Raw genomic sequence first — 12,181 nt, forward strand, 5'->3', positions numbered from 1 at the left:
GCGACAAGCACCCACTGTGAAAACCCAATACACGATCAAACCACCAACACAAAGTCAAACTGCGCGAAGTGCGGCCGCGCCCCAACCGGACCCGGCGGTGTCCTCTGCCCCGCCTGTCGCCAGGCAATAGAGAACAGGTCAGCCAGCAGCTACTACGACAACCTACTCTAAGCCGCCAGATAAAAGCATGTTCAAGAGCTGGCACTGCGCACCAGCACAATACTCTTGCGAGTGGCCGCCACGCTGCGCCTTCGGGAACCCGGCTGTCGAGGCTGCGTGCTATGACTGGTCAGTTCCGACGCCTTGGTGCAGATGAAAGTGTTTACGTCCCGGGTGTAGTCCTCCCAACCGTCGTACCGAAAGTCGGCGTGCTGGACCTCTCGGTCGATCACGTGGAGTGCGGGCGAAGGGATGGTCGCTCACTGTGGCACGGTTCTAGCCGCAACCTCAAAGTCAACCGGGGTATCAAGTCTGTTAGACGAGCATGTTTCCAGCGTGGTCGCAATCCAATCAGACGAAACTGCCTTGAAGAGGTCTCGATGGACACTTACTATAGCCACCTGTGCATGCTCGGCAGCACACTGAAGATGTTCCAGCGCGGCAATCACAATTCCTGAATTCAAGAAACTCGTGAATCCATCGAGCAGCAGAAAGGTCGGCTCAACGCGCGCGTGGTATCGAGCATGAATGCCCGCTAGTTCCAGGAGAATTAGTGATTGCAGATTGCCGCTCAACTGAGCGCCGGTCGACTCCCATTTGCGCCCATTAACCTCCACGGTCCAGTACACCTGCATGTTTTCGTAGCGAACATCTCTTACTAAGTTGCTTTGACTTGAAAAAAGATCAAGTGTTGCCTTCATTGACGACACACTCAGGTCAAATAGTTGAGCGAGATGAACAATGTTGCAGACAGCGCCTGGCCGCGGTTCCCCTAGCAGGATTGTCTTATATGGTCGCACAACATAGGGTACAGGAACGCCATCTAGAATGTGAGTGACGTCGCCCGCGCGCCCCCTTGTGGCAACATCATGAGTATGTGGGTCAAACCATCGCACTGCCATGTCGACATCCCGACTACGTGACATATTTGCTACGTGATCAGGGTAGGCTACGCTTGCAATGAGGCGGGTTAGGACTGTCTTCCCGCTAGCATTGGGTCCGGTAATGAGATTCCGCATGCCGAGGTCGAATTTTCGGCCCTCTAGCGACGTGACTGGCGCAGAATTGACCGATATAGACTCAACAAGTCCAATATGATGCAGCGCTCCACCGTTTACCTCGGCAGCCTTTCGAGCCTCGTGCAGCCTCTTCCACGCTCTGAGTTGAGCTGCCGAATAAATACACCCACCATCCGAATCAATGGATTTGCCATGAGCAAAGCAACACCAAATCCCATTCTCAGGCTCGCTACGCTCCGCGACGGATAGACCACCCGTTCCTCGCGGACCTTCCGGCGACGCCGCGTAAATGTGAGCAGCCACGCCAATATTCACTGTCTGCCGCGACCCCACCCCCGGACCGATCGTCAGCCGCCCACAGTTCAGAATAGAACATTGATATCCGGCCCTCTCCGCCATTATTCTCTTGGTGGCTGCAGAGAATTCCGCCCTGACGCTCACTCTCGGCCCCTTCCTTGAACCGGTCGCACATTGTACGGTGAATGAACGACAAGAGGTCCATCAAACGTTGACACGGCCAGTGCTGGAGTCAAGGTCTCTGTGCGATGACGGCAGACGCAAGTGCTACGCATCCAGGGAATCGACTGAGCGCGCATGTATGAAGGCTATCCCGCTCCACGCGGGTCCCCTCGTAGCCGTTCACCGATAGCTGTCCGAAGAACACCGGGGACGACATCGTCGCGCAGCGTTCCGACTAGTACCGGCTCGTGTGCCGTGACGTGCTGGAGCGCAGCGTTGAGCGCCGGTGCACCGCGCTCATCGGTGAGGGCGGTAATGATGGCATCGACGTCTCCCTCGCTCGCTGTGCCACGTTTGGTGATGTTTCGAATCGACACGGCTGCTTGTCGTACCTTGGCCAGGATCTCCTCCGGCGCGGGGTAGGTCGTGACTTCATCCTCGAAGTCGGGCCAGCCGTCGGGCAGCGCCGACGGTGGCTGGCTGCCCGGCCGTTTCCGGACGCCGCGAAGTCCGCGTGTGGCCGTTCGCGCATGGATCTCGGCGGCCACGGAGCCGATCAGCGCTTGGAGTTGCTCAGCAGTTGTGCGTGCGGTCCCCGATGTGCCGAGCGCATCGCGTAGTGCCTCTTCAATGGCCTTCCGTTGCTCGTCGCCGGTATCAGCAAAGCGCACCAGCACCCTAGCCACCGCTGGGAGATCGGGGGGCGTGGGCTCATGCAGGATTCGAAGTCCGCATCGGATCAGCCGGTCCCGCCAAATTGGGAGTGATCGGGCCATGCCGTCATCAACGAGATCGAGAGCTAACCGAGGTCCGACAGGCACGATGTCACCCAAGCGACCGCTGGCACCTTTATCTATCGACTCCACGAGTTCGACAGCCGCCCGATGCTCGTGGTCTTGGGGCGTAGAGAACAGGCGACCAGCCGCGAAGATCCACGTATTCCGCCAATGGGGGCTGGGGGCAGCGATCCGCAGACGTGTCGTGACGACGTCCAGCGGCCCCGTCGTGAGGTACGTGGCCGCCATAAGTTCCTGCAGTGATCGCACGTCGAACCCATAGCCGTGATCGCCGCGGGGCGCGATGAGCACAAGACGGTGTGTAGCAGATGTGAGGATCTTTGCATGCAAGTCCGCATCCGCGCCAGACGGCTTGAAACCGGCGTCATGAAGCACTTGCCAGGTCAGGTCCTCCAACTCCTGACCCGTGAGCGTCGCATGAGAGCGGTCACCAGCTTCGCTGCGCACCTGGAGTTCAAAGCCAACGCGCGCGTGCAGTTGCTGGATCTGCTGTCCATGATTCTGGAGAATCCAATGGAATCCGGATTGTTTGTCTCGCTCCCGCTTGAAGACGGTGTCGTAATAGCCCCAGAACAGGCTGAACCGGTCGGGTGCGAGCTGACCAGCAGCACCCATAATGATCGTCATGATGAGCACCTGAAGCGGCGTACGCAGCAAGTTTTTCAGCGCGTCGTCCTCGGCCGCTCGGGTCAGTTGCCGGACAACTTTCTCGAATCGGTCGAGATCGTTCCGCAGTCGTACCCTCGTCACCAAGGTGCCGTAGGACACCGCTTCGGGGGGTTCAAGATAGTCCAGATCGACACGCTCAAATTGTGTAGGAGCAATGTTCTCTACATAGCCGATCGGCCGGGTGGTGAGAACGACGAAGACATCGCAATCATCGGCCTCAGCAGTGGTGACGAACTCGGTGACCCGCTGAATCAACCGCTTTCGTACCGCCGGTTCGGTAACCTCGTCAAGTCCATCCAGGACCAGGAACCATGGCCATTGCCTCATCCAGGAGACAAGCGCTGATGGCTTGACATCCCCCAGATCTGAACGCTTAGATACCCGCTCGGCAAGATACCTGATCAGCGTCGAGTCTTCATTGAAACCGTTTTCTTGGGCATACTCGGCCAGGTCAATGCGCATCGCCCACCGCCGATGACGGGGTAGCGACCTGCCCATCCGATTGAGCGCGTCTTCCGTGCCAGAGATAACCCGCACATGGTCCCCGCTCAGATCACTCGCCCCAGCGAGCATAGCAGCCCGGTAAACTTGGACGAGAAATTTCGAGATCGTGGTCTTCCCATTACCGGGAGCACCCGCGACAACAAGGTGACGCGGACCGCGGCGTACAGTTAACTTGGGTCTCAACATGCGCTCACCCCGATCAAGCACATTCCCAATGACACTGGCACGTTCACCCCCATTTCCAGAAGTCACCGGCAGATCAATGACGACCTCATGAACAGGTATGCCACTGCCATCCCCACTGCCAGCCTCATCAAAGTAGATGGCACTTTCGCCTATCAATGTCGTCCGAGCGTGCGCCCGAAGGCCCGGCCCAAGTTGCTCGATTGGCAAAGCGTTGGTGAACTGTGTCAGGTGAGCGAACACGTCTGCAGCGGTCAAAAAGCCGGGGAAGGCATTCCGGACACCCTTGTATCGTGTCAGCAGTATCTTTATCTGGTTCTCATCCCACACGCGCCACTTCTGGATTTTCGATATTCGAGCATGCCTCGCCCTGCGCTCGGAACCGTCGTCTACATCGTGACTTGAGTCTTCGAGCTTGTCGATGTAATCCTGAATAGCCTTGCGCAGCCGGTCATGTCCACCTGCCCCAGGTACCGGAGTCAGCGGAACGTTCGTGACCACGACGAGAAAGTCCGGGACGGGGTTTCTGCCTGATTTCGGGTCGGCCCACTCGTCAAGTTCCTTGCGGATTTGGCCCCACAGCCAGCTCGCGTCGTCTTCCGGGCGCGAAGACAGACGCGCCTTGTGCTTGACCTGAAAGACAGTGTACCCCTCCCACACCTCACCGGTCCCGTCTTCAGTCGCTTTCCAGACAAGCGGACCGTCGTGGTACAGGTCCCGGCCACCATCCCGGCCCGCCCCCATCACCTGGACACCAACGCCAAACGACTCCAACACAAGAGCAGCCGCTAGATCTTGAAATCCGATCGGCCCCAGTTGCTCCAGGTTGTAACCCATCACGCCCGCTGTCCTTCCACCGATCGGTGCTCCCGTCGACCACCGACGCCCCAATGATCAATCTACGCCCCGCGCCCTCGCGGATGTCATTAATCCCGAGGAACTGGCACAGTTGGTCTGCTTGTCTCAGGACCGAGGTCGCAGTGATCACGCCCGTTTACAAGCATGCCCAGGGAAGCCAGTTCACGATCCCTTTTTCCGGAGAGACTCTCCGGAAAAACCACGTGGGGGAGGCCCAGGATTCCTCAAACTCGGCCCGGGCCAGCAGTTGCTTCCAGTTCCTCCAGCATGTGCTCACCCGCTGGGAGGCTTCCTCGGGCACGGCGTCACGGCTCTGCTTCCTCGGGTGTCGGACTCGACGATACCCGCCGCTGTCGCCTGGTCGTCCCTGCTGGCGGCGCCCCGCCGCGCCGGGCCTGGTGACTGCCGGATCTCATCGGCAGATCTCAATAAGGACCCGAACACAGGCGGGCGCCCCTCGGGCGCCCGCCTGTGTTAATCAAGCAGATAGCAATGGCGGCTCGTTCTCGCGGGGCTCGGCTTCCGGTCGTTGTTCGGATCGGATCAGGGCGACGAGCGTTCTCGATCGGGCGGCACTGACGTGGAGGCGCTTGCGCAGCGTCTCCGCGGAAATCGGCCTGCGACACGTCGCCCAGTGCCGGGCATCCTCGACACGAGCCCGGGCAAGCAACTCGTCCTCGGCAGGTTTCCCAGACACCGGAGCCCGGTCACGCCGCACGTCTCCGGTGGCCACGGTGAGCAGTGGTGAAGGGCGGGCAGACACGTCCAATTCGCCCTGTCGCTCTGCCCCCGTGGTGATTGCCTGCAGCAGGCCGGGGCCGACTTCTGCCCATCCCATCAACAGCAGCGGCCCGACCGCGTCGAACAACGCCCGGCCGATATGCCCAGCGATCAGGGGCTCGGCCACGTTCAACGCCAAGGTCACGACGCTGGCACCCAGCAACAGCCGCCGCGCCGGCTTCAACACCTCGCGGCCGACGCCGCTCAGGGCGAGATGCCGGGTCGCGACCAGCAGGCCCAGCACCGTCAAATCCAACGCCGGTGCCACCAACGGCGCAATCCACACCGGAACACCGAGCCGAAGGGCGAGGTCGAGCACATTGCCGAACCCGAAGAGGAACGTCAGCCCGACCACCGTTGCCATGATCACCGATACCGACCGGACCGTCATGTCTGTGTGCCGGGGGTTAGGCATGTTCACCGATCCCCATCCGCAACTGGGTTTCCTGGGCACGTTCGGCCGCGGCGCTCGCGCCGTAGTGCCGCGGCATGTCATCCGAGGTCCAGCCCAACAGCAACATCAGATCGCCGGTGTCGCCGCCGCGGCGCTTCCACTCATGGGCGAAGTTGTGCCGCCACCGATGCGCATGCACCCCGGACAGCCCCGCCGCCAGGCCCCGCCGCTTGATCATGATCTTGATTCCGTTCGGCGCCAGCCGCCGGCCACCACGCTCGGCCAGCCACAGGTCCGGCAACTCCGCCTCCTTCCGCTTGGCTCGCGCCCGCAGATACCGGCTGATCGCCCGCGCGGTCTTCGGCCCGAACCGCACCCGCCGGTCCCGGTTGCCCTTGCCGCGATACCGAACCGAATCGGTGTCGAGGTCCACATCGTCGAGGAGCAGGTTGCCGACCTCTGACAGGCGGGCACCGGTGTTGTAGTACAGCCGGATGATCGCCTCGTCCCGGAGCCGCACGAAGTCCTTGCCCTTGCACGTGCCCAGCACCTTGGCGGTGTCGTCATCCTTGATCACGGGGATGAGCTTCTTCTGCGTCTTGGGCTGCTTCACCCGCTCCATCGGCGAGCGCTCGATGTCCTGCTCGTCCACCAGCAGCCACTTAAAGAACTGCTGCAACCCCTTGTGCTTGTTCAACGCCGTCGACGCCGAGCGGGTCTCGATCATCCAGCCCTGGAACGCCTCCACATGCGCCTTCGTCACCGCACAGGGGTCGTCCGCCGCCTCGTCGGCGTCAGGGTCCGGCGAGTACTCCTCCAGATACCGAGCCAACTGGGCGGCGGCGAGCAGGTAGTTGTAGCGGGTGGTCTCCGGGTGATTGGCCGACCGCAACGTGCGGTCCCAGTCCCGCAGATACCCGGCCCACGTCGTCGACAGGCCGAGCGTGAGCTTGTTCAGGTCCAACAGAGGCATCGGTGAAACCCTCCGAGTCAAGGCGTCCATGAGCGGCGTGCTCGACCTCGAAGAACTCACCAAGATCACAAAAAGAGGGCTTCCACAGGCTCTGACCTGCGAAAACCCTCTCGACCGTCGGGACGACAGGATTTGAACCTGCGACCCCTTGACCCGCGCCGATCGAACACCCCCGCACCGAAGCCGGATCACCAGACCGTGCTGGAGAACGCCGCGCAGGACCGGGCGATCGTCGCCAAGCAACGCGGCCCGCAATACGAAACCATCATCCGCTACGCGGTCGCTACCCTCCTACCCGCCGACTTCGCCCCCGCCGACCGGACAATCGTGCGCGACCATCTGCGCGGACGGGCCCACGCGATCGCCAGCGCGTTCGCCACCTTCACCGAGCACAACTACTACCGCCGCGGGAAACTCCGCCACCCGATCCGCGCGGTAGCCGAGCGGCGCCTCGCCGCCGGTGACCTGCTCTCGGTTCCGGAACTGGCCGCGCTCGCGCACGTGCCCACCGACGAGAGCATCCCCGGTCTGCAACGCGCGGGCGCCAAGGCCGTCCCACCCCCACCCGGCATTCCCGCAGACGGCGACGGGATCAAACCCATCGGGATCACCGACTCCGGCCATCCCCGCCCGGTCGGGTTGCAGGTCGCCGACGCCCGGCATCACGTGCACATTCTCGGCGCCACCGGATCCGGCAAGTCCGAACTGATGGCGCGCATGATCCTCGACGATGCCGACGCCGGCCGCGGACTGGTCGTCATCGACCCCAAGGGTGATCTCATCCAGGACATCCTGATGCGGCTACCGATCCGGCTCGGCGAACGGGTAGTGCTCTTCGACGCCACCAGCCGCACCCGCCCGCCAGTGCTCAACCCCCTGGAGGGCGAGGACACCGCCCGAACTGTGGACAACCTCGTGTCGATCTTCGCCCACGTCTACGCCGCCAGTTGGGGGCCACGTACAGAGGACATCCTGCGCTCCGCCCTACTGACCCTGCGCGCGCTGCCCGGCACCCCGACCCTGGAAAATCTGCCCAAGCTGCTCACCGTGCCCGCGTTCCGCCGTCGCGCCCTCGAGGCGATCAGCGACGACGTCCTGCGCGGCTTCTGGACCTGGTACGACGAGCTCTCCGAGGCCAGTCGGGCCCAAGTGGTGGCACCGCTGATGAACAAACTCCGCGGCCTGCTGCTGCGCCCCTTCGTCCGCGGCGCCCTTGCCGGAGGAGAATCCACAGTGGACATGGACCGTGTGCTCGATGGACAGATGTGCCTCGTGCGCCTCAGCAAGGATGCGCTCGGCATGGATACCGCGCGGCTGCTTGGGTCCATTGTGGTTGCGCGCACCTGGCAGGCCGCCACTCGCCGCGCCCGTATCCGCCAACGCGACCGCCGCGACGCCGCCTTATACGTCGACGAGTGCCACAACTTCCTCAATTTGGCCTACCCGCTGGAAGACATGCTCGCCGAAGCCCGCGGCTACCGGCTATCCATGGTGCTCGCGCACCAATACCTCCGCCAACTCCCGCGCGAACTCGAAGAAGGCACCTCCACCAACGCCCGCACCAAAATCATCTTCAACGCCTCACCCGAGGACGCCCGACACCTCGCCCAACACACGATGCCCAGGCTGTCTGAGCATGATCTGGCCAACCTCGGCCGCTTCCACATCGCCGCCCGCCTCGTGCTCGACAGCGAAGAAGCACCCGCTTTCACCGCCCAGACCCAGAAACTCCCACCGGCGATCCCTGGCCGTGCCCGGAAAATCCGGCACCTCGCCACGATCAAAACTCGGCCAACGACCATTCCCGGCAGCGAGAACACCGATCCGCCGACCGCGCACGACCCACGCCGCGCCGCCTAAACGAGACCGCCGATCGTCACACGGAAAGGACCATCCAGTCATGGCATCCATTCCTGCGCCCCAGCGCGCGCTGCGCGGCCACCGCGCCCAGCGCCCCATGCCGCGTGTCCGGAATTCGGCCGAGCATCATGCTTGGCTTGCTCAGCACCTCACGCCCCGGGATCGATGGTTGGTGCGGATGATCTTCGAACACAAGGTGTTCACCACCCACCAGATCATCGACCTGTGCTTCCCCAGCCGCCGCGCGGCCAACCTACGGCTGCACAACCTGCACCAGTGGGGTGTCCTGCACCGCTTCCAGCCCCACCGCGACAGCGGGTCCCACCCCATGCACTACGTCCTCGACACCGCCGGGGCCACCCTGCTCGCCCACGAACACGGCCTGGAACCCGCCGCCCTGCGCTACAGCCGCGACCGCGAAATCGGCCGCGCCTACTCCCTCCAACTCGCCCACACCGTCGGCTGCAACAGCCTGTTCACCACCCTCGTCCGCCACGCCCGCTGCGCCGGCGCCACCGGCGAGCTCACCGCGTGGTGGTCGGCCGCCCGTTGCGGCCGGCACTGGGGCGATATCATCACCCCTGACGGCTACGGCCGCTGGCGCCAAGCGGGCCGGGAACTCGAATGGTTCCTCGAATTCGACTTCGGCACCGAGCAACTCTCCCGTCTCGCTAACAAACTCACCCGCTACGAACAGCTCGCCACCACCACAGGCATCACCACCCCCATCCTCATCTGGCTGCCCACGCTGGAACGCGAAGCCACCGTCCGGCGCACACTCGCCGACACCCTCCGCGCGCTCGACCACCCGGACCGGGTTCCCGTCGCCACCACCAGCGCCCCAGCCAGCGCCGATCCGCTCGACATGACCCAACCCCGGTGGCTCGGCGTTGGCGACACCGGAACCGGCGGCCGCGTCGCTCTGGCCGATCTCCCTGCGCTCTGGCCTGGGCTCATGCCACCGGCAGCACACGCACCGGATACCCGCGGGCTCGGTCTACCGGTCGAGAAACGCGTCGACCTAGCGCCGCCGCACCCGATGCCACCACCCCAACCCGCCTACCGAGGCTTGAGGTGACCCGTCCTCATGGGCAAGGCCGCCGCCATCGGGACCGCCCTCGTCGCCACGGTCATCCTGTTCATCGCTGGCGGCGCGATCGCCGTCATCCAAGCCCTCCTCGGCAGCAATACCAACGCGACCGCCTGCACCGTCACCGGAACCACCGCCTCCCAGATCGGCTACGAGCCCGAACAACTCGCCAACGCCGCCACCATCGTTGCCGTCGGCAAACAACTCGGCGTGCCCGAACACGGCTGGGTCATAGCGATCGCCGCCGCCCTCCAAGAATCCGGACTCCGCAACCTCGACCACGGCGACCGCGACAGCCTCGGCCTTTTCCAGCAACGCCCATCCCAAGGCTGGGGCAACCCCGACCAGATCATGAACCCCGCCTACGCCGCCACCCAGTTCTACCGCCATCTGCTCGCCATTCCCGGATGGCAGAACATGAGCGTCACCGAGGCCGCCCAAGCCGTTCAGCACTCCGCCACACCCGACGCTTACACCGAGCACGAACCCGTCGCGCGCTACCTGGTCGACCTTGCGCAAACCGCCACCTGCATCAACGGCGTTTCCGGCACCGGAGACTGCACCAATATTCAAGCACCCAACCCCGCCGCACTCGCTGCGATCAATTTTGCCTGCGGTCAAAGAGGATTGCCCTATGTCTGGGGCGGCAATGGCGCTGACGACGGCGGTTTCGACTGCTCTGGCCTGACGAAGGCCGCCTATGCGGCAGCAGGAATCACGCTACCACGAACGGCACAGATGCAATATGATTCAGGTGCACGAGTCCCAGATGGACAACCGCTGCTGCCAGGCGATCTTGTCTTCTACGGCACCCCCGCAAACATTCACCACGTCGGTCTGTACATCGGCGCGGGTAAGATGATCGATGCGCCGACGTTCGGACAGTCAGTGCAGATTGAGCAATATCAATCCGGAGAATTCGCTGGGGCAACGCGCCCAATTGACTTGAGCAATCGTCCAGGGTGACCAGTGGCCTTTACCAATTTGTGGGGTGGTCGTCGAATGCCCGGCTCATGACCTATCCAGGAGCCGGTCAAAGAACTCCGAGACTGTGTTTGCAGCGCGATCTTCGCCGAGCTCGTAGCCACTGAAGCGGTAGACCTCGTAACCGGCCAATCGGAGGTCACGATCGCCGCGTGTGGTCTTGCTGTAGATGCGCGGGCTCGGCTGACGGGCAGAGGTCGTGTAATGCTGCTCCCCGTCGACCTCAAGCACGACTCGCCTCAGCCTCGGCAACAGCATCAGGAAATCCATGCGCTGGTTGAGATAGGCGTCCTCCCCTCGTTGTCTTCGCGAGACTGGGTCCCAGTGCAGCCAAACCTCGGGCAACAACGCGAACAGCGGGTCGTGGTCCTTCGCGTAGTCGTAGTACGCGACAAGAAGAGCACGCTGGGCCGGTGACACGTCACTGCAGACACTCGTCAGACGTCGCCAAAGCTCACGTTTGGCCTGCTCAGGTGGGACGCCCTGGCGTCGCGACCACCACGACTCGACGTCACGCCAGGTCAGACCGCGTTCAGTGACGGGTACGTCGTACGCGAGCACGCTGTCATCTCCGGTGAGTACCTCGATGCTCTGATCGAGTACGTCGCGTACCCGTAGACTCGGCTTACCGTGCTGGCCTGCAAAGAGGATGAGTTGGGCTGGGCGAGGGCGTGTTCCCGCAGCGACGATCGTGAAGTCCGGGTAGCCATCCGTCGTGCCGGACTCCACGATCTTCAGGCCAGCACGGGCAAGAATCGGTGAGATCGCCGCGGCCAACTCACGTTGTCGCGCCTCCTTCGGGTTCACCGAACCGGACAGCAGTCCCTCAAGGAACAGCACGAACCGGCGATCTCCGCCGTCGAGAGCACCGATTTCTTTGAAGAACTCCATGGTCGTCCAGTCGCCGGGGTTCCGGATCATGTGCTGGACGACCGACTCGTAGGGGTCCTTCCAGTCGAACGACCACTCGGGCGAGGACAGCACCCAGTGACGCTTGACCAGGTCGAGCAACTTGTCGGACTCCAACCAGATCGCATCAACCTCGTCCAGCGCCTCGGCGACTTCGCGGCGGGTCCGGACGGTGATCGACGGCCAGTTCTCTCGTGACCAGAGCAGATCCTCGACCCGGTTCTTCAACTCGATCGTCAGATCGCCATGCTGGAGGAAACGAGCGCACACGGCGTCGTATTCGCTCGGTGCGATGGCCTCGAAGGCCAGGTCGAGCCGCTGCCGTTTGGACAGTGACTTCACGGCATCGGCGGGCGACGGGTCCGGATGCTGTGCGGGTATGGCCAGACGCAGAGCCCCACCCACTGTGTCCAGATCGACGTGCCGGAGATAGTGCAGACTCGACACGAGTTCGCGGACCAGGTCACGGGCCTCGATGTCTACCGCAATCGGATCGCCTGCCATTTCAGACCCCAGCCCCGCGCCGACGAGCGGATACGGCAT

The 12,181-nt window shown here is 63.0% G+C and carries 8 protein-coding genes; 3 read left to right on the forward strand and 5 right to left on the reverse strand.

The genetic code is table 11. The annotated features are described in order from the left end of the window. Positions 1–419: 419 nt before the first annotated feature. The 4 genes from ACFSXZ_RS00435 to ACFSXZ_RS00450 all read right to left on the reverse strand — a co-directional run bounded on the left by ACFSXZ_RS00435 (position 420) and on the right by ACFSXZ_RS00450 (position 6,795). Complete coding sequence (locus tag ACFSXZ_RS00435) at positions 420–860, reverse strand: hypothetical protein (protein ID WP_378260007.1); 441 nt, start codon at positions 858–860, stop codon at positions 420–422. 923 nt (positions 861–1,783) lie between these two features. After that, positions 1,784–4,627: an NACHT domain-containing protein gene (locus ACFSXZ_RS00440; RefSeq protein WP_378260009.1), complete on the reverse strand. Its 2,844-nt coding sequence runs from the start codon at positions 4,625–4,627 to the stop codon at positions 1,784–1,786. A 499-nt stretch (positions 4,628–5,126) separates the two neighbouring features. Continuing rightward, positions 5,127–5,843, reverse strand: a complete 717-nt coding sequence (locus tag ACFSXZ_RS00445; protein WP_378260011.1) for a hypothetical protein — start codon at positions 5,841–5,843, stop codon at positions 5,127–5,129. Beyond that, the gene (locus tag ACFSXZ_RS00450) at positions 5,836–6,795 is read right to left on the reverse strand and encodes a tyrosine-type recombinase/integrase (RefSeq protein ID WP_378260013.1); all 960 of its coding nucleotides are present in this window, start codon (positions 6,793–6,795) and stop codon (positions 5,836–5,838) included. The genes ACFSXZ_RS00445 and ACFSXZ_RS00450 overlap by 8 nt, the downstream gene beginning before the upstream one ends. 198 nt (positions 6,796–6,993) lie before the next feature. Between ACFSXZ_RS00450 and ACFSXZ_RS00455 the strand changes: the two genes are divergently transcribed. From ACFSXZ_RS00455 to ACFSXZ_RS00465, 3 genes are read left to right on the forward strand one after another with little or no spacing between them, the layout of a single operon-like run. After that, a complete protein-coding gene (locus ACFSXZ_RS00455) occupies positions 6,994–8,655 on the forward strand; it encodes a type IV secretory system conjugative DNA transfer family protein (RefSeq protein ID WP_378260015.1) in 1,662 nt (553 codons plus the stop codon). Positions 8,656–8,695: 40 nt separating this feature from the next. Next, positions 8,696–9,733 (forward strand): replication-relaxation family protein, encoded by a 1,038-nt coding sequence (locus tag ACFSXZ_RS00460; protein WP_378260017.1) that lies wholly within the window; start codon positions 8,696–8,698, stop codon positions 9,731–9,733. Between the two features lie 9 nt (positions 9,734–9,742). Next, complete coding sequence (locus ACFSXZ_RS00465) at positions 9,743–10,711, forward strand: C40 family peptidase (protein ID WP_378260019.1); 969 nt, start codon at positions 9,743–9,745, stop codon at positions 10,709–10,711. Positions 10,712–10,756: 45 nt separating this feature from the next. Here the strand turns inward: ACFSXZ_RS00465 and ACFSXZ_RS00470 are convergent, their stop codons facing one another. Continuing rightward, a complete protein-coding gene (locus ACFSXZ_RS00470; protein WP_378260021.1) occupies positions 10,757–12,181 on the reverse strand; it encodes an AbiJ-related protein in 1,425 nt (474 codons plus the stop codon).

This window comes from Amycolatopsis pigmentata, from assembly GCF_042684065.1.
Lineage (GTDB): Bacteria > Actinomycetota > Actinomycetes > Mycobacteriales > Pseudonocardiaceae > Amycolatopsis_E > Amycolatopsis_E pigmentata.